Here is a 19,113-nt window from a genome sequence, read left to right as displayed (position 1 = left end):
TGTCAATTCTTTAATTCCATAAATTCCGGTTCAGACAAATTCCAGTCAATTATTCTTCCAATGCTTAATTACCCTGCCTCCAAATATCGTGCTGCCCAACCTTACCATATTACTGCCCTGCTCAATAGCCAGTTTATAATCCGACGACATACCCATTGACAGGACATCAAAACTTTCTTCCTTCCGGAAATAGCTTTGTTTGATGCCCTCGAAAAAGGTGTTCAGTTCGTAATATTCTTCTTTAATCTGCTTTTCGTTATCGGTATTGGTAGCAATACCCATCAAGCCACGGATACGAACGTTCTTTAGCGTAGCAAACTCTTCAGAGCGCAGCAATTCTATGGCTTCATCAAAGCCCAATCCGTATTTGGTTTCTTCGTCGGCTATATAAATTTGCAAAAGGCAATCAATTACCCTTCCGGCTTTTTCAGCATGTTTGTTGATCTCATGCAAAAGCTTCAGGCTATCAACAGACTGGATCATACTTACGAAAGGCGCTATATACTTTACCTTATTGGTTTGCAGGTGACCAATCAAATGCCATTCGATATCTTTAGGCAGTTGCTCATACTTCTCAACCATTTCTTGCACTATGTTTTCGCCAAAAAGGCGCTGTCCGGCATCATAGGCTTCCTGTACATCGCTGGCAGGTTTTGTTTTTGATACGGCCAATAATATTACCTTATCTGCTTCCGTTTCCTTTTTTAAGCTTCTGATGTTATCTGCAATGCTCATTTATCCGTAAATTTGCTTAATTAATCAGCCGCTAAATTACTGAATGCATAAATATATAACCTTGTTTTTTTCTGCAGCACTTTTTTTATGTGCCTGCAATGGCAAAAGTATTCCCAACGACGTCCTCAAACCCGACGCTATGGCAGCGGTGTTAACCGAAATGCACATCATCGACGGCAGCCTGTATAATACTACGCAAATACCCGATAGTTTGTATAAATACGGCGCGGGTAAATACATTGCCATGTTTCAGCGCCTGCATACCGATACCGCGCATTTTAACCGCAGCATGCGGTACTACGCCATGCAGCCCGATAAACTGCTGGCCATTTATGACCAGGTGGATATAAAAATTAAAAGTAAAACCGATTCGCTTGCCAAAGTGCAAACAGAGCAGAGCAAGGCTACGCGTAAGCTCGATTCGTTAAAAAACTTAAATATTAAAACTAAAATAGATTCGGCAAGAAAAATGCATCCTCATGAAAACACGGAAGCCCGCAAAGCCGACTCATTGAAAAATTTAAAAACTAAACTAAAAACCGACTCGGCAAGGAGATTCCATCCCCGCAAAAGCAAGAAAGCCCGCAAAGCCGACTCGTTAAAAAACTTAAAGTCATAACCTGATGCTTTACCCCCAAAACAGTGTAGATAAGCTGGGTTTTACCGAGATAAAAGAACTGATAAAAGCACATTGCCTGAGCGAAATGGGTCAACAAATGGTTGACAAGATCCAGGTGATGAGCAATTACGACCAGATCCATAAATTCCTGAGCCAGGCAAACGAGTTTAAGAATATCCTGGTTAATGATGAGGCGCTGCCTATTCAGCATTTTTTCGATATAAAGTCCCTTGCCAATAAAGCCCGTATAGAGGGCGTTTTTTTAAGCGAAGAAGAGTTTTACCAGGTTCAGGCTTCGTTAACCACGGTATTTGCCGTTATTGCTTATTTTAACGAGCGTGAAGGCCTGTACCCTAACCTTGAAGCCCTTTTTGAGCACCTGCCTATTGAAAAGGCGATCCTTAAAAAGATAGACGCCGTGATTGACCAAAAAGGCAAGATCAGGCCCAATGCATCGCGCGAACTGATGGAAATTACCACAGGCATTGCCAAAGCCGAACAGGAAGCCCGCAAAAAAATTGATATGGTTTTTAAAAATGCCACATCAAACGGTTGGGCTGCCGATGGTTCATTAACTGTACGTGATGGCAGGTTGGTGATCCCCCTGCTGGCCGAAAACAAACGCAAGCTGAAAGGCTTTGTACACGATGAGTCGGCCTCGGGCCAAACAGTTTACATTGAGCCCGAAGAGGTATTTGTACTCAACAACCGCATCCGCGACCTGGAATTTGAACGCCGCCGGGAAATAGTAAAAATTCTGACCGCTTTAACCACCGAATTAAGGCCCTATGTGCCTTTGCTGCTCTCCTATCACGGCCTGTTAACCAAGCTTGATTTTGTGCGCGCCAAAGCCCTGTTTGCCATTGATATTGAGGCCGAAATGCCGCAGGTGATAAACGAGGCCAGGGTTAAATTATACAATGCCCGTCACCCGCTATTGTTCCTGAATTTTAAGGCAGAGAAAAAAACGGTTGTCCCACTCAATATGCAGATAGACGAAGGTACCCGCATCATCGTGGTATCGGGCCCCAACGCCGGCGGTAAATCTGTTTGTATGAAAACCGTTGGTTTATTACAGATGATGGTACAGGCCGGCTTACTCATCCCCGCGGATGAAGCCAGTGTCGTAGGTGTGTTCAAGCAACTTTTTGTTGATATAGGCGATGACCAGTCGATAGAAAGTGATTTGAGTACGTATAGCGCCCACCTGTCCAAAATGAAAAATTTTGTGGAGCAGGCCAACGGCAAAACCCTGATCCTGATAGATGAGTTTGGTACCGGTACTGATCCGCAATTTGGCGGGCCAATTGCCGAAGCTGTGTTGGAATCACTCAATCAAAAAAAAGTTAAGGGAATGGTAACCACGCACTACTCCAACCTTAAAATATTTGCCAGCAATACCGAGGGCATTGAAAATGCCTCTATGCTGTTCAATAACATTGAGATGAGGCCGCTGTACCAGTTGGAGATTGGCAAACCCGGCAGCTCATATGCTTTTGAAATTGCCCAAAAAATAGGATTACCGGCCAACGTGCTTAACCTCGCCAAAAACAAAATAAGCGAAGGGCAAAAAAAGGTGGACACCCTGCTGGTTGATCTGGAGCGTGAAAAACGTTCTATTTTTGAAACCAAACAAAAACTGGATAAGCAGCAGCGCAAGGTAAATGAATTGCTGGCCGAAAACGAGAAACTGAAAAGTTATCTTGAAGAAAACCAACGCTCGCTCATTAAAGAAGCTAAAGACCAGGCCAAGAATATTATCCTTAACGCCAACAAGCTGGTTGAAAATACTATATCCGAAATAAAGAGCAGTAATGCCGATAAAGAAAAAACAAAGCAGCTGCGCGAAAATCTGAATGTTGAGCTTAAAAAGAACACCGTTAAAACTGAGGCACCAAAACCTACTGCCCCTGCCGATGAAGAATTAAAACCCGGCGACTGGGTGAAACTCACCGATTCGGAAACTACAGGCCAGGTGATAGAGATCATTAAAGAGAATGTAGTAATTGCCATTGGCGATTTACGCACCGTTGCTAAAAAGAAACGCGTGATTAAAGTACCTAAATCGTCTGTTCCCAAAGAGATCAGGCGAAATTTCAGTTCGCACACCAATGACATGGCCAGTTTTAGTCCGGAGATTGACGTACGTGGCCAGCGTACCGAAGATGCGCTTCACGCCATTGAAAAACTGTTTGACCGTGCACTGATGATGGGCTTTAACAACCTCAAGATCATTCACGGTAAAGGCGATGGAATTTTACGCAAAATGATCAGGCAATACCTCAAAAAATATGAACAGGTTGACCGCATGGAAGATGAGCATGCTGATCGTGGCGGAGATGGAATAACTTATGTATATTTGAAGTAACGGCAAGGTTAAAATAAATAACAAAATAACAAGGAACGTCATTGCGAGGTACGAAGCAATCCCAAACTATACAAAGCGGATTTGCATACTCGCTCTGCCAATCGGGGATTGCTTCGTACCTCGCAATGACGATTTTTGATTTGTTAGCATTAATTTACCGATTCAACCTCAACTTATTTCAAATAAACTATGTCTTTAAAATCTATTGCCCCTATGTTATACACCCGGCAGGTACGGGAAAGCGTTGACTTTTACATTAACAATCTTGGTTTTACCTGTATCGGTTATGATGAGGACTGGGGCTGGGCCACGGTAAGCCGTGATGATATCGAGATCATGTTAGCTTTGCCTGTTGATAATGCATCGTTCACTGTACCTAAATTTACCGGCTCATTTTATATCCGCACGGATAAGGTTGATCTATTGTGGAGCGAACTGAAAGACAGGGCGGTGATTTGCTACCCCATTGAAGATTTTAATTACGGCATGCGCGAGTTCGGCGTTTTTGACTATAATGGCTACCTGCTGCAGTTTGGGATGCCGATTGAATGATAATTCTTAACAAATATTTAGCGGATAAGCCAATGACTTATCCGCTTCCCCGCCGTTGTTGGTGACAACACCAGAAGTGTTCGGAAGAAATAAAAAAAGCGAGGGATTGTGCGATTCCCTCCCCTGGGAGGGTGTAGGGAGGGGTTTCATTCACAGACTTATTAGCCTGAAATGACGTATAAACCCCTCCCTGCCACCACGAAATCCAGCCGCCCCCCTCCCAAGGGAGGGAATTAAAAATCTTCCGAACACCTATGGTGACAACACCAACAACGGCACAGACAAACCTAAGAAGCAATAGCTTATGGCCTTAATACTCGTACTGATCGGTGCAACAATCTTGTATTTAATAAATGGAAAAAAACTTTCGAATAAGACAACCTCTCTAAAAATATGGTGGTTCATTATTTATGCGGGCATTACTTTAGTGGGATTGTTGTTATTTTTTGAAATACTCCACATTATAAAATATCATTCAGTTGGATAACCATGATCTAACAGGTATATAGTTTCCTAACAACACCAAACAACGACATAAGGGGTATGTTTTGCTTTGGCAAGTCAATCGCATAAGCACACCCCTGCCAACACACCTTCCTTACGCGCCCCCTCTCAAGAGGAGATTTTTTTGCTGCATTAATTTTGTATAAGTTTCCCCCCGCCGTTGTTGGTGTTGTCACCAACAACATTTGCTTACCAGTTTTATTAACGGTAACGTAATTAAAAAACATAATTTAGAAGTTGTTGGTGACAACACCAACAACGGCAGGCATAGAGGAGATTTTTTTGCTGCATTGATTTTGCATAAGTTTCCTATTTTTAGGGCGGCCAAACCCTAATAAAGATGCGCAGATTATATTTTCTTGTACTTTTCATTGCATTTACCGGTTCAATAACAAGCTGTTTCGCTCAAAATATTATTTTAAAGAGCAAAGATCAGCGCATCCGCTACACCGGGCGGATCAATCAAACTGATGAAGCTGCCGAACTATACTGGACGGGCTCATCGCTAAAAATTAATTTTGACGGAACAGGCGCATCGGCTGTGATGCAGGATGAACGGGGCGAAAACTATTTTACCATTATTGTTGATGACAAGGTTGTAAACACCATCCACCTTGATAATACCAAGCAGGCTTATACACTCGCTGAGAACCTGCCGAGCGGTAAGCACACCCTCGAACTGTTTAAACGTACCGAATGGGACAAAGGCAAAACCCTTTTTTATCAGTTCACCTTGGCCAAAGAAGCTACTGCATTAACTGCACCAGAGGCTAAAAAACGTAAGATCGAATTTTTCGGTAACTCCATTACCTGCGGTTATGCCGATGAGGACACCACCGGGCAGGATCGTGGCAGCGCCCCTTATGAAAACGGCTACCTTAGCTACGCGGCCCTTACTGCCCGTCACTTTAATGCACAGTATGTTTGCACCTCTAAAAGCGGGATCGGCATTACCGTGAGCTGGTTCCCGCTCATTATGCCCGAAATGTATAACCGCCTTGATCCAACAGACCCAACAAGCACCTGGAATTTCAAAAAGTATACGCCCGATGTAGTAGTGATCAACTTGTTTCAAAACGATTCGTGGATTGTAAACCAACCCAACAATCCACAGTTTAAAGAGCGCTTTGGCAGTAAAGCCCCCGAGCCGGAACAGATCATTAAAGCTTATAAAGAGTTTGTTAAAAATATCCGCAAAGCGTATCCAAAAGCACAGATCATTTGCGCGCTGGGTAGCATGGATGCAACCAAAGCAGGATCGCCATGGCCGGGTTATATTGAGAAGGCCGTTGCTGCTTTAAATGATAATGAAATATATACCCATTTTATCCCGTATAAAAACACCCCTGGTCACCCGAGCCTGAAAGAGCAGCAAGCTATGGCCGATGATTTGATCGCTTTTATGGAGAAGACGGTTAAGTGGTAAAATGAATATCCTTATTTCTTGCGCTCGTTTGCAACGAGCGCTTACTATGGTTTGGCGATTGCATCGCCAGTCGCGTTATAAACGCTAACCCTGGTTAAGCGCTCGTTACAAACGAGCGCAAGACTCTATCCTACTCTCCTACCCTCTGCTGATCAGGCAACTCATTAGGTCCGGGAATATTGGTTTGTTGCTTTTTGCTGGCATCCCCGTCATCGTCGGCAGTTCCTTCCTGGTATTGCTGCTGCGGGTTGGGCTTGCTATTACTGGTTTCCGTTTGTCCGCTGTCTTCATCCGAACGGCCGTTTTGTGACACGTTGATCACATTGCTGTAGTTGGCGTTACCGGCCTGGTTAGGATCTTTAAAATTGTTGTTTTCGGGATGTTCCTCGGCAGGCTGGGTGCGGTTAAAGTATTCGTTATTATTGCCCGCCATTTGCGAGGGGTTGTCTTTATCATTACCCGCCGGGGTGATATTGTTTTGGCCAAAGTTTTGGCCTCCCATACCGTTTCCTTCCATACCCGGGTCATTTGGGCTTTTCATTTCTGAGCTGCCAAACAAATAACTTCGTTTCAGGTCTTTTTCATCCTCATTATTGTCGTCATCTACCCGGTAAGCATTGGGTTTATTTCCTTCATGTTCGGGGCGTTTAAGCTCGTCGCTCCTGAACTCGTCATCTCGTAATTCCATAGGTTTTGATATTTGATGTATTAATTATTAATACAATTAATTTCCAATTGTTTTATAAAACCTATAAAACATCATTTATAAAAACACAGTCGTGCGGTAGGAAGTTATCTACATAACAATAAGCATTAAGCTTATTTTACTTAAATTTATAGCAACCAATTATAATATATGAATAAAGTAGTTAGTGGTGCTGATGAGGCCATCCGCGATATTACCGACGGCATGACCCTTATGCTCGGCGGATTCGGATTATGCGGATTGCCCGAAAATTGTATTGCCGCCCTGGTAAAAAAAGGGGTTAAGCATCTCACCTGTATCTCCAATAATGCCGGGGTTGATGACTTTGGTATCGGCTTAATGCTGAAGCAGCGCCAGGTAAAAAAAATGATCTCATCGTATGTGGGCGAAAATGCCGAATTTGAACGCCAGTTACTAAGTGGCGAGCTTGAAGTAGAACTGATACCACAAGGTACGCTGGCTACCCGTTGCATGGCGGCAGGCTATGGTATGCCGGCCATATTTACCCCGGCCGGGATTGGAACTGAGGTAGCTGAAGGCAAAGAAGTACGCAACTTTAATGGTAAGGATTATTTAATGGAGATGGCTTTTAATGCCGACTTCGCCATTGTAAAAGCCTGGAAGGGCGATACTATGGGCAACCTGGTATACCGGTCAACCGCCCGCAATTTTAACCCGGTAATGGCTATGGCCGGTAAGGTAACCATTGCCGAAGTGGAAGAACTGGTACAACCCGGCGAACTTGATCCGGATCATATCCATACACCGGGTATTTATGTGCACAGGATTTTTAAAGGAAGTAACTATGAAAAGCGCATAGAGCACAAAACGGTAAGATAATTTGAAAATGTGTTGATTTGAAAATTTGAAAATGAATTAAAATAATGAGAAACGACAAAGAAAATCTGATAGTAAAACTAACCTTTGAATTTGCGCTTGATATAATTGAGTTTTCAGAAGGACTGGAAGAGAAAAGAAAATTCGTGATTGCACGGCAAATCCTTAAATCGGGAACCTCGATAGGCGCAAATGTCCGGGAGGCTCAAAACGCCGAAAGCAAAAATGATTTTATTCACAAACTGAAAATCGCCGCCAAAGAGGCAGATGAAACAGAGTATTTCCTGTTGCTCTGTAAGTTTTCAAAAACCTATCCTTTTAACGATGAACTACTTGAAAAACTGAAAGTGATAATTAAAATCTTGTCAAAGATAATTGCCTCATCAAAAGCATAGTCATTTTCAAATTTTCAAATCAACACATTTTCAAATCGAATATATGTTAGACAAACAAGGCATCGCAAAGCGAATTGCAAAAGAAATAAAAGACGGTTACTACGTTAACCTTGGCATTGGGATCCCTACGCTGGTAGCCAATTATATACCGGATACTATGGATGTGGTATTACAGTCCGAAAATGGTTTATTGGGAATGGGGCCTTTCCCTTTTGAAGGGGAGGAAGATCCGGATACCATTAATGCAGGCAAACAAACCATCACCATGCTGCCAGGGTCGGCCATATTTGATTCGGCTATGAGTTTCGGGATGATCAGGGCTAAGAAAGTGAACCTTACTATTTTAGGCGCGATGGAAGTATCCGAAAATGGCGACATTGCCAATTGGAAAATTCCCGGCAAAATGGTTAAAGGCATGGGTGGCGCTATGGATCTGGTAGCATCTGCCGAAAACATCATTGTGGCCATGCAACAGGTAAATAAAGCAGGCGAATCAAAGCTGCTACCCCAATGTACCCTTCCCCTCACCGGTGTACACTGCGTTAAAAAAATTGTGACGGAGCTGGGTGTATTTGACGTTTTGCCCGAAGGTGGTTTCAGGCTTATTGAAAGGGCTCCGGGAGTAAGTGTTGAAGAAATAAAACAGGCTACGGCAGGGAAGCTTATTATTGAAGGCGACGTGCCGGAAATAATTCTGTAGTCACGTCATTGAGTAATCATCAAGGAAACCCTGAAAAACACCGCGATGACGTATAAAATATATCTTAGCGATGGTGCGCCGGGCGCGTTAGCGATAGTAGCGGATACCGGCCTTGTGGCTAATGCCCGTGCAGTATGAGCGTATAGCGCGGGCCACAGGCAACGCCCATATCACAAAACAGGCCCCAAAAAACCAACTTGATAATCAATTATTTACGATGACGTCATCATAAGGCACGAAGACAACCGACCGTAGGGAGCTCATTAATACCTATAAAAATCAAATTACAATTATTAATAATCCCCAATAAGCAAGTCCGCTCTGTATAGCTCGCGATTGCTTCGTTCCTCGCAATGACGATTTAGTAAAACGCTATAGCATCCCTCAAAGAAACTCCTATCTTTAAAACATGAATTTCATCTTTGGCATTGCTGGAATGATGGGCATGGCAATTGGCGCACTGCTGTATTTTATACCCGCTATAATTGCCCGCGAAAAAGCCGACTTTAAATTAATCTTCCTGTTAAACCTGTTTCTGGGCTGGACTATTATCGGCTGGATTTGGGCGCTTATCTGGTCGTTTGAAAAGGAAAAAGCGCCTTTAGATTATTATAAAGCCGGCTATCCTGGTTATACAACCGAAAAAGCGCTGAAGCTGCATGAACTATACAAACAATTTGATGCCGGCGTTATTACCAAAGCCGATTACGACAAAGCACTGAAAGAGATTTTAGGCGATCTGTCTTAAAATAAACGTCCCCTCAAATCAGCCGAAATTTCTTCTGTTATCACCATAATATCCTCGGCAACGTGGGTGTTATTGGTGATCACGCGATCGCATTCATCTTTGTAGGGCAGCAGGTATTCTTTGTAGGCCGGCACCACGTGGTTGATCCATTTGTACATCACATCATCATGCGAATAGCCGCGTTCTATCAGGTCGCGTTTAAGGCGGCGCTGCAGGGCGATGTCTTCATCAGCATCAATAAACACTTTCAAATCAAGCAGCTCCGATATATCTTTAAAATGCAGGATAAACAAGCCCTCCACTATCAAAATAGGTGCAGGCTTGATCTCTATCATTTTGGGGATAGCATCGGGGTTATTGAAAGTGTATTCTTGTTTCAGGATAGCTTCCTTATTTAAAAGCTTGCTGATATCCTGCTGAAAATGTTCATGATCAATAGTTGAAGGAAGATCAAAATTATATTCTTTGTTCTCCTCCTTGGTCATGTTATGTGCTACCGGGATGTAATAATCATCCTGCGATACGAGGCTCACCTCGTCGGCAGTAAAATGTTCTAAAAAGCACTTTAAAAAAAAGGTTTTGCCTGAGCCGCTTCCGCCGGCAATTCCAATAATATAAGGTTTATTCATTCGGGCTGCCGTAGCTGATATTTACCTGGAAACGTTTATCTAAAGCACCTAAAGCATCGGCAGTGTTCTTGGTCATGATGATCAAAACATTTTTGTTTGTTTCGTTATCGGTAAAACGGCCAACAACCTTTGCAAAGGTGGTATGATTGTTCATAGGGTTGGTAATTTTAATGATGGTGCCTATTGGTGCTGTACGGTGCAGCACCAACTCCTTTTTAGGATCTAAACCGGCGTCATCCATCCAGGTAGCCACGCCTTTTTCAACTTTCTCGTATAAACCAAAACGGTTAGCTTTGCCATGGTCGCCGGTGGTGTCCTGCTGCGCAGCAACAGAAGTTGAATCGCGCTGCATTACTGGCTGTTTAACCTCTTCGGGAGGTAAACCGCTGCGCACATTAATCACCTGGTTAGGTGCTAATGAATCAGAGCTTAGTTTATTAAGTGCTTTGATATCCTCAACAGATGTATTAAAACGCTTGGCGATAGAAAACAAGGTTTCGCCCGCCGATACTTTGTATTGCTGCACATTAAGCATGCTTACTTTTTTAACGGTATCGGCAGCTGCTTGCTGTGTTTTATTTACTGTAGCTTGGGCTACAGGCGCAGGTGAGCTAACCGGAGCTTGTACCTGTGGTTTGTTTTGCTGAACAGGGGCCTGGGTAACCGGCTTTTGTTGTACAGGCGCAGAAGTAGTTGCTACCTGTTTTGCAGGCGCAGTTACGGCAGGCTGTGCAGCAGCTTCACCTGAAAAAGGTAATTCGGTAGGTACTTTAACAATGCCGCCAATTTTAAGCGGGGCGTTATTATTAAACTGTATAATAGCTTTAGGGCTGACGTTGTAGCGACGGCCTATAGAGTAGTAATTGTCTTTGGGATCAAGCTTGTGAACGATCACTTTTTTGCCGTTCAGGTTTTCAACACCAATTGAATCAACAACTGGGTTTGCAAAAAGCGATATGGAGAGTGTGAGTAAGGGAGCGACCAATAATAAAATCTTAAATTTCATAATAAATTATAATACAGTAATTTACAAGTTCAACACTATTAAGCCCGATCTGTTTTTTAAATAGATGAGCTGATTATTATGTAGTACAAACGCCTCGGGCTGCATTTTTTGTATAGCGTTATGTAACAAATCGTGATACAAAAGGGTACCCTCCTCGTTAAATACAAACAAGTGCTGTTCAAGATGCTCCTGCAAAAGCGTGTGCAAAGATACAATTCTGAATCTATTGTAGCTGATATAATGAACCGCATTTGCATATACGCTGAGCGGTAAATATAAACTATTTACTTCCGCTGAGGGCAACAGTTCAGGGCTAATGATCTGATTATTCAGCGGTTGATCAGGAACCGGCTCGTATCCTCTTAGTGTATTGCCGGTTTTAACATCAAGTAAAAATAATTTCTTTGGTTGTAGCTGGGCATTGTAAACTACAGGGCCATTTACCGACAGATGATCAAAAGCTAAAGTAAAATTACTCCATAATGCCTTGCCCGTTGTAGCTTCAATAGCTGTCAAGCCCTTATGTACCGGCCCTGTGGCCGATTGGTAATTATGGAGTAGTAATACGCCACCATAAGCAGCTTCAATACCAGTAAGCCAGCGCTCGGGGGTAGTTAAACCTTCAAAATAAACCTCACCGGTTTGCAGGTTCAGGGCCGAAAAACTAACCTGCTTATCGGCATGGTCCCTGATCTCCAGAAACAGCGTTTGGCTGCTTTCGTCAATTTCCATACGCCAAACCGGGGCTTGGTAATTTTTGATGATGAAGGGTAAAAGCGAAGTCATAAAGTTGCAAATATGCTCATTAAAATTAAAACTGTTTACCTTTACCAAACATTGCCCGCAAAGGCATGTTACACTTAAAAACATCAAATTTATTTATGAATGCTAAAGAAATAAGCCTCGAAGAAGTTAAAGTAAAACCCGTAGTTGACCACCTGAACGACCTGCTGGCTAATTACCATATCCATTACCAAAAACTGCGCGGCTGCCACTGGAACGTTAAAGGCACAAGTTTTTTTACCCTGCACCTGAAATTTGAAGAGCTGTACACTGCCGCGCTGGTTACTATTGATGAGCTTGCCGAAAGGATCCTGAGCCTTGGCAAACCTCCTATCAGTACTTTTAAAGATTATATTGAAACATCAAGCATCAAAGAGATCCAGACCATCGGCCTAAAGGATACCCTGATGGTGAAAGCTATTATTGAGGACCTGGCTGCACTGATAAAAATGGAACGCGAGATATTGACCATCACCGCCGATGCCGGAGACGATGGCACTAACGACATGATCAACCGCTTCATGCAATTCAACGAAAAAAACACCTGGATGCTGCGTTCATTCGTGAACGAGGACTAACCCGCACATAATCCTACTGTAAAAAAGCCACATCAGGGACAAACCGGATGTGGCTTTTTTCAAAACGGGGTTTACACCGGTTTGCATATTTCGTATATTTGCACAGAACAAAACGCCGTCTCTTTAAGCGGCAGATGCTCTGTTTATTTTCCTATGGTGTAATGGTAGCACGTCAGATTCTGGCTCTGAAGATTGAGGTTCGAGCCCTTGTAGGAAAACTTGTTTTGGAGGCCCTTAGCGTATCGCTAAGGGCTTTTTTTGCATTTTGTAGCCTTTATTAAAGACATTATAAAGAAAACATTGCGATATCATTTGAAAATTATGTAAAACAAAAAACTTATATCAATTAACGTGAGATAGGCACTGTTTAATCTGGCAGTTGAGTTACAAATTCTTTATTGTTTCCCAGTCAACCACGCCAACTTTATTTGCCCAGGCCAGATATTCCTTTTCCAGTTTAATAACCTTTGCGCGATATTTCGTAGCCAGGTCCTTCGTTTCAGATCGGTCTGCTTCCAGATCATATAACTCCCAGCGTTGCTTCGGTTCGGCTACGAGCTTCCATTGGCCTTTTCTTATGGCCCTGCTACCTTCATGCTCCCAAAATAAAGTTTCATTACCTGACGCAGCTTTGCCTTTAAAAACATTAAGCAAACTGGTACCGGCCAATGTTGTAAGGCGCCTGTTTTTAAACAGAGCCGGATAAGTTACCCCGGCCAGTTCCAAACAGGTAGGCATCAGATCGATCAAGTGGCCAGTGCTGCTATTGGTAGTCCCGGCTTTGATATGTCCCGGATACCAGGCTATAAGCGGTGTGGCTATGCCCCCTTCATGCGTGTTGCGTTTAAATAGCTTAAAGGGCGTATTGCTTAGGTTTGCCCATGGTATCTCATAGCTGTCAATTGAATTTACGGAGCCGGGAGTACCGTTTTTTTGTATTACCGTCGATAAGCTTTTAACCTCATCGGCACTACCGCCATTATCGGATGCGAAAAGGACAATGGTATTTTTATCTTTTCCCAATTGCTTCAGTTTGGCCATGATCTCACCGATACAGGCATCCATGCGGTAAACCATAGCCGCATAAATAGCCATGCGCGTGTCCCATTTATCTTTTTCTTCAGGAGATAGTGAATCCCATGTCGGTGCGTGTTTATCACGGGGAGATAATGTCCACTGCTTTTTGATGATGCCATGTGCCACCTGCTTTTCATACCGCTGTTTCCGTAATACATCCCATCCTTTAAGATATTGACCTTTAAACTTTGCAATATCCTGCGGCACTGCCTGGATAGGCCAGTGCGGAGCATTGTAAGCTACGTACATAAAAAATGGCTTCTGCTGATCTTTGATCTCCTCCAATGACTTCACAGCGAAATCGGTAATAGCCTGTGTCAAATATTTTGAAGTATCGCTGCGGGTAATCTCTTTATCATTTAGCATAAAGGTGATCTTGCTGCCATCATTATACAGCGGTGCTGAGTTGAAATAACTGCTCCCGTTGTTCAGCATGGTAAATGACTGGTCAAACCCACGGTTATAAGCCAGTGCAGATTGCTGCAAGCCAACATGCCATTTGCCCGATACGATGGTGTTATAACCAGCCTCATTTTTCAGCAACTCAGCAATGGTGGCGCTATGCTCATTCAGATAACCCTGGTATGCCGGCGAACCTTTGTATTTCACCATGTCACCAACGCCTGCCTGATGCGGATATAACCCGGTAAGCAATGCTGCGCGTGATGGGCAACATCTGCCGGCATTATAAAACTGGGTCATTTTCAGCCCTTCCCGGGCAAGCCTGTCAATATTAGGTGTGCTGATCTCCGAACCAAAGCAGCCTATATCAGAAAAGCCCATATCGTCGGCCAAAATAATGACGATATTGGGCTTTTGCTTAGGGGCCTGCCCAAATACAGGCCCCGTGCAAAATATAACTACCAGTAGGTAGCCAATGTATTTGATCATGTTACAGCTTATTTGTTATTGGCGGCCAATCCGTTTTTGGCCAGTTCGGTTGTTGCGATGACCTGGGCAGTTGATGAAAAGCCATGTTTTTTCCAAACTTCCTTGCCATTTTTATACAGTACCAGTGTTGGCAATACATTTACCTTTAGCTCTTTAGCCAGATCAGTATTATCGTAAACTTCGATACTGATCACTTTAGGGGTAAAAGCTGAATTTGTTTTGAGCGAATCCAACACAGGTACCAGCTTTTTGCAGGCCCCGCAATATTTCGATCCAAAATCAACCAACACTAATTGTGATGAAGCCGCCAGCTCATCAAATTGGGCTTTTGACAGCGAAACGCCTTTTTTTGTCGTGGAGATGATAGGATAACCCGAGCCTATCCAATTGGCTAAGCCACCGGGCAATTCCTCTACATCTTTAAATCCTTTAGCCCTCAATTCGCGCGAAAGCACGGTGCTGCGGCCGTTAGCTATCGAGTATACAAATGTTGGCTTTTCATTATCCAAACCATCCAGTTTCTGCTGATAATCGGCTGCTTTGGCATCAACGTTTATAGCTCCTTTAATATGGTTCTGAACAAATTCCTCAGCCGAACGGGCATCTAAGATCTGCGGTTCTTTTGCCTGTTTTAGTTTGGCCGTAAATGCTTCAAGCGATAATAAAGCAGGTGATTGGGCTTTTATTTCGCCGGTAAAAATTACCAGCAGGGCCAATAAAGCAATTTTTAGGTTTTTCATGATTAATTATTGTTTTCGAGTTTGTGGATCCTTTTGTTGTTGATATCATCCCGATCGATAAAAGGATAGATGTGGTTCTTTTTGGCTTCCGCGTCAAACAGATCTTTCAGTTCTTTTAGCTTTTCAGGATATTTTTTGGCGAGATCAACACGCTCGTTAAAATCCTCGTTCAGGTTATAAAGCTTCCAAACATCCTTATCGTAATTACGCTCCGGGATGGTTTTCTCTTTCGGGAAGTTCAGCAGATCCACATTATCCGGGCGGTGTGCAGCCTCGGCCTTCCAGCCATCTTTGTAGATAGAGCGGGAAGTAAAAATGTAATAGTACTGCTGCGTATGCAATGTTTTTGCCTGTGCGTTGTTAAACGAGCTAAAAAATGACTTGCCCTGCAACGTATCCTGCTTAATGCCCTTAACGTACTCCGGCAGTTTTAAACCGGCAGCTTCAATAGTGGTCGGGAATACATCAGATACATGGCTGTATTGTGTACGGATGCCGCCTTTTTCGTTGATTAGTTTTGGATAATAAACTATCAGCGGGTTATGGGTACCACCTTCAGCGTCAGCGTCAGATTTCCAGTATTTGAAAGGCGTATTGGCAGCCTGTGCCCAGCCTAAAGGATAATTAGTGGAAGCTTCCGGCGTACCAATGGTTTCGTAATCGCTTTCGTTCTTTTTAATATAATCAGCCTCGGGTGTGGTTGCTGCCGAGTTTTTAGGATTGATAACGCCATGTACAGTTCCTTCCTTACTCGCTCCGTTATCCCCTATCATCACAAAAACCAAAGTATTATCAAACTGCCCGGAAGCTTTCAGATAGTTAATCACGCGGCCAACCTGGTGATCGATGTAAGTCAGATATCCTGCATAAACCTCCATAAACCGGGCATACAATTTTTTCTGATCGGCAGGCAGGCTGTTCCAGGCCTGGATCCGTTCGTTGCGCTCGGGCAGTTTTGCATAAGCAGGAATATAACCGGCTTTCTTTTGATTGTCAAAAACCTTTTGGCGATAAACATCCCATCCCTCATCAAACTTACCTTTATACAGGTCGCTCCATTCATGGCTCACCTGGTGCGGGGCGTGGGTAGCGCCGGGGGCATAGTATAAAAAGAAAGGCTGATCAGGTGCAGCTTTATGAGCGGCATCGATATATGCAATGGCTTTATCAGTGATTTGCTCGTTCAGGTTACGGCCATCAGGTTTGATGTGAAAATTATCCTCTACCAAATGCGGCGGGTTATACTGATCGGTAGCCGATTCCAGGAAACCGAAGTGATGGTCAAAACCTTTACCGGTAGGCCAGCGGTCAAACGGACCAACCGCTGTAGTATCCTCATCAGGCGTTACCCCCCATTTACCTACAGCGAAAGTGCTGTAGCCATTAGAGCGAAGCGCCTCGGCAATGGTGCCTTTATCTGGCGGGATGCGGCCGTCATAACCCGGGAAACCCGCAGCTGTAGAAGCATGGGCAAAGTTACCCATGTGTACATAATGATGGTTACGCCCGGTAAGCAGCGACGACCGTGTTGGTGCGCAAATGCCTGCCGTATGGAAGTTAACATAGCGTAAGCCGTTGTTGGCCAGCGTATCAAAATTGGGCGTACTGATGAGCCCGCCAAAGGTTCCTGATGCGCCGAAGCCTACGTCATCCAGCAAAATCCAAACAATGTTTGGAGCGCCTTTTGGCGCTTTGAGTGGTTTATTCCACCACTCTTTTGATTCGGCAAGTGTTTTGCCTTCTACGCCTTTATAATTAGCGGGATCAATGGGCGCTATGTTTGCCGGCGTCACCTTTACCTGCGGCAGCTGCGCAAAAGCAGGTACGCTGAAGGCAACAGCCATTGCCGACATGGCGACAATTCGTTGATAAACGGATTTCATAATTGTAAATGGTTATATAAGTTTTTTAATTAATCCAATCAAGCTATAGCTTTGGGCTTTGTGCCTTCCGCTTTTAGCTTTTATATCATTGGTTACTTTTTATAGTTTTTGTGGATGCGCTGGTGGTAAACATCATACCAATCGATAAACGGATACAGGTTATTTTTTTGAGCTTGTGCCTCAAAAACTGCTTTCAGCTCCTTTAATTTTTCAGGATATTTTTTGGCGAGGTCGATGCGCTCGTTAAAATCCTCGTTCAGGTTGTACAATTCCCAGGTATCTTCATCAAAGCTTTTATCGGGTACGTTTTGGCCAACTTTAAAATCGCCCAATTCTACGTTATCGGGGTGATGTGCAGCTTCGGCTTTCCAGCCATCGCTATAAATCGATCTCGAGCCAAAAATGTAATAGTGTTGCAAAACGTGTTTTGATTTCGCTTCGGGATGATCAAAAGAATACACCAAAGAAGTGCCCTGCAAAGTATCCTGCTTAATGCCGCGGATATACTCGGGCAGTTTAATGCCGGTATATTCCAAGGTAGTAGGCAATACGTCTATCACATGCCCGTATTGGGTGCGGATAGTGCCTTTATCTTTAATGCCTTTTGGATAATAAACAATTAAAGGGTTACGGGTACCGCCTTCAGAGTTGGCATCCTGTTTCCAGTATTTAAACGGCGTATTGGCAGCCTGTGCCCAGCCCAGCGGGTAGTTAGTGCTTGCCTGCGGTGTACCGATATCGTCGATGTCTTCAATATTGGTTTTCAGATAAGCATCTTCGGCAACAAGTTTAGCTGAGTTCTTTTTAGGATTGATAACACCGTGAACCGTCCCCTCTTTACTGGCCCCGTTATCGCCAATGATCACAAATACCAGTGTATTATCCAACTGACCGCTTTGTTTCAGGTGATTGATGAGCCTGCCAACCTCATGATCGGTATAGGTCAAATATCCGGCGTAAACTTCCATGAAGCGGGCATATAGTTTCTTCTCGGCATTGGGCAGTGATTTCCAGGCTGGGATGCGTGAGTTACGCTCGGGCAATTTGGCGTAGGCTGGGATAATGCCCAATTGTTTTTGCCTTGCGATTACTTTCTCCCTGAAATCGTCCCAGCCGCTGTCAAACTGGCCTTTATACAAGTCACTCCATTCAGTAGCTACCTGGTGCGGCGAGTGGGTAGCACCCGGAGCATAGTATAAAAAGAATGGTTTATCAGGAGCAACTTTGTGCTGGCGGGTTAAATAGAATATCGCCTTGTCGGTGATCTGATCAGTGAGGTGACGACCATCCGGGGTTACATGGGCATTATCCTCCACCAAATCGGGTTTATACTGATCTGTAGCTGATCCTAAAAATCCGAAGAAATGATCAAAACCTTTACCCGTAGGCCAGCGGTCAAACGGTCCCGCATCGGTAGCGTCCTCATCGGGTGTTAACCCATATTTGCCTACAGCGAAAGTGTTGTAGCCATTCTCGCGCAAGATCTCCGCTATAGTCCCCTTATCAGATGGAATGCGGCCATCATAACCCGGAAAACCGGCCGACAAAGTTACATGCGAAAAACCACCCTCGTGAACATAATGATGGTTACGTCCGGTTAACAAAGCTGATCGCGTTGGCGCGCAGATCCCCGCAGTGTGAAAATTGGTATACCGTAAGCCATTATTGGCCAACGTATCAAAATTGGGGGTTTTGATGATGCCGCCAAAGGTGCTTGTAGCACCAAAGCCCACGTCGTCCAAAATGATCCATAATACGTTTGGCGCGCCGGTGGGCGCTTTATGAGGCTCAGGCCACCACTCCTTCGAATCATCAAGCGTTTTGCCCACCGTGCCGCCAAATACCGGCGTTTGTCCGTTTTGTGCTTTGGCTGTAAATGCTGCAAGCAAGCCAAGCGACAGGAGCAATGTTATTTTCTTTGTTTTCATTGGTAATA

Annotated in this window: 18 protein-coding genes; 9 read left to right on the top strand and 9 right to left on the bottom strand. The window is 43.9% G+C overall.

Annotated features, from left to right (window positions below):
* Window positions 1-45 precede the first annotated feature (45 nt).
* Complete coding sequence (locus tag FHW88_RS04495; protein ID WP_176623454.1) at window positions 46-735, bottom strand: YggS family pyridoxal phosphate-dependent enzyme; 690 nt, start codon at window positions 733-735, stop codon at window positions 46-48.
* A gap of 43 nt (window positions 736-778) precedes the next feature.
* Here FHW88_RS04495 and FHW88_RS04490 point away from each other — a divergent pair, with 43 nt between their 5' ends.
* The 4 genes from FHW88_RS04490 to FHW88_RS04475 all read left to right on the top strand — a co-directional run bounded on the left by FHW88_RS04490 (window position 779) and on the right by FHW88_RS04475 (window position 6,204).
* Window positions 779-1,354, top strand: a complete 576-nt coding sequence (locus tag FHW88_RS04490) for a DUF4296 domain-containing protein (protein WP_090523992.1) — start codon at window positions 779-781, stop codon at window positions 1,352-1,354.
* Window positions 1,355-1,358: 4 nt separating this feature from the next.
* Window positions 1,359-3,722: an endonuclease MutS2 gene (locus FHW88_RS04485; RefSeq protein WP_176623452.1), complete on the top strand. Its 2,364-nt coding sequence runs from the start codon at window positions 1,359-1,361 to the stop codon at window positions 3,720-3,722.
* A 189-nt stretch (window positions 3,723-3,911) separates the two neighbouring features.
* On the top strand, window positions 3,912-4,274 hold the full coding sequence (locus FHW88_RS04480) for a VOC family protein (protein WP_208102442.1): 363 nt from the start codon (window positions 3,912-3,914) through the stop codon (window positions 4,272-4,274).
* Window positions 4,275-5,118: 844 nt separating this feature from the next.
* Window positions 5,119-6,204, top strand: coding sequence for an SGNH/GDSL hydrolase family protein (locus FHW88_RS04475; protein ID WP_176623450.1), 1,086 nt, complete (start codon window positions 5,119-5,121; stop codon window positions 6,202-6,204).
* 130 nt (window positions 6,205-6,334) lie between these two features.
* On the opposite strand, the gene FHW88_RS04470 is transcribed toward FHW88_RS04475, so the two are convergent.
* Window positions 6,335-6,892, bottom strand: a complete 558-nt coding sequence (locus tag FHW88_RS04470; protein WP_176623448.1) for a hypothetical protein — start codon at window positions 6,890-6,892, stop codon at window positions 6,335-6,337.
* 168 nt (window positions 6,893-7,060) lie between these two features.
* Between FHW88_RS04470 and FHW88_RS04465 the strand changes: the two genes are divergently transcribed.
* The 4 genes from FHW88_RS04465 (at window position 7,061) to FHW88_RS04450 (ending at window position 9,590) form a co-directional block, all read left to right on the top strand.
* On the top strand, window positions 7,061-7,750 hold the full coding sequence (locus tag FHW88_RS04465) for a CoA transferase subunit A (protein ID WP_176623446.1): 690 nt from the start codon (window positions 7,061-7,063) through the stop codon (window positions 7,748-7,750).
* Between the two features lie 44 nt (window positions 7,751-7,794).
* Window positions 7,795-8,142 (top strand): four helix bundle protein, encoded by a 348-nt coding sequence (locus tag FHW88_RS04460; RefSeq protein WP_176623445.1) that lies wholly within the window; start codon window positions 7,795-7,797, stop codon window positions 8,140-8,142.
* 43 nt (window positions 8,143-8,185) lie between these two features.
* On the top strand, window positions 8,186-8,842 hold the full coding sequence (locus FHW88_RS04455; RefSeq protein WP_176623443.1) for a 3-oxoacid CoA-transferase subunit B: 657 nt from the start codon (window positions 8,186-8,188) through the stop codon (window positions 8,840-8,842).
* A 409-nt stretch (window positions 8,843-9,251) separates the two neighbouring features.
* The gene (locus FHW88_RS04450) at window positions 9,252-9,590 is read left to right on the top strand and encodes a superinfection immunity protein (protein ID WP_090523962.1); all 339 of its coding nucleotides are present in this window, start codon (window positions 9,252-9,254) and stop codon (window positions 9,588-9,590) included.
* Here the strand turns inward: FHW88_RS04450 and FHW88_RS04445 are convergent.
* The 3 genes from FHW88_RS04445 to FHW88_RS04435 are packed head-to-tail and all read right to left on the bottom strand — an operon-like array spanning window position 9,587 to window position 12,011.
* Window positions 9,587-10,219: a uridine kinase gene (locus tag FHW88_RS04445; RefSeq protein WP_091163301.1), complete on the bottom strand. Its 633-nt coding sequence runs from the start codon at window positions 10,217-10,219 to the stop codon at window positions 9,587-9,589. The two genes, FHW88_RS04450 and FHW88_RS04445, sit on opposite strands and share 4 nt — an antisense overlap.
* A complete protein-coding gene (locus FHW88_RS04440; RefSeq protein WP_090523953.1) occupies window positions 10,212-11,225 on the bottom strand; it encodes a LysM peptidoglycan-binding domain-containing protein in 1,014 nt (337 codons plus the stop codon). The genes FHW88_RS04445 and FHW88_RS04440 overlap by 8 nt, the downstream gene beginning before the upstream one ends.
* 21 nt (window positions 11,226-11,246) lie before the next feature.
* Complete coding sequence (locus tag FHW88_RS04435; protein ID WP_176623441.1) at window positions 11,247-12,011, bottom strand: DUF4905 domain-containing protein; 765 nt, start codon at window positions 12,009-12,011, stop codon at window positions 11,247-11,249.
* Window positions 12,012-12,106: 95 nt separating this feature from the next.
* Here FHW88_RS04435 and FHW88_RS04430 point away from each other — a divergent pair, with 95 nt between their 5' ends.
* On the top strand, window positions 12,107-12,586 hold the full coding sequence (locus tag FHW88_RS04430) for a Dps family protein (RefSeq protein ID WP_090526149.1): 480 nt from the start codon (window positions 12,107-12,109) through the stop codon (window positions 12,584-12,586).
* Between the two features lie 384 nt (window positions 12,587-12,970).
* On the opposite strand, the gene FHW88_RS04425 is transcribed toward FHW88_RS04430, so the two are convergent.
* The 4 genes from FHW88_RS04425 to FHW88_RS04410 all read right to left on the bottom strand — a co-directional run bounded on the left by FHW88_RS04425 (window position 12,971) and on the right by FHW88_RS04410 (window position 19,105).
* Window positions 12,971-14,554, bottom strand: a complete 1,584-nt coding sequence (locus FHW88_RS04425) for an arylsulfatase (RefSeq protein ID WP_176623439.1) — start codon at window positions 14,552-14,554, stop codon at window positions 12,971-12,973.
* Between the two features lie 8 nt (window positions 14,555-14,562).
* Window positions 14,563-15,294 carry a thioredoxin domain-containing protein gene (locus tag FHW88_RS04420; RefSeq protein ID WP_176623437.1) on the bottom strand — a complete coding sequence of 244 codons (732 nt, stop codon included), beginning with the start codon at window positions 15,292-15,294 and terminating at the stop codon, window positions 14,563-14,565.
* Between the two features lie 2 nt (window positions 15,295-15,296).
* Complete coding sequence (locus tag FHW88_RS04415; protein ID WP_255485208.1) at window positions 15,297-17,177, bottom strand: arylsulfatase; 1,881 nt, start codon at window positions 17,175-17,177, stop codon at window positions 15,297-15,299.
* 92 nt (window positions 17,178-17,269) lie between these two features.
* A complete protein-coding gene (locus tag FHW88_RS04410) occupies window positions 17,270-19,105 on the bottom strand; it encodes an arylsulfatase (RefSeq protein ID WP_176623435.1) in 1,836 nt (611 codons plus the stop codon).
* Between the last annotated feature and the right edge of the window lie 8 nt (window positions 19,106-19,113).

This window comes from Mucilaginibacter sp. SG538B, from assembly GCF_013376065.1.
GTDB lineage: Bacteria > Bacteroidota > Bacteroidia > Sphingobacteriales > Sphingobacteriaceae > Mucilaginibacter > Mucilaginibacter rubeus.
Note: the sequence above shows the minus strand (reverse complement) of the source record. Positions and strands in the feature narration are given on the sequence as shown.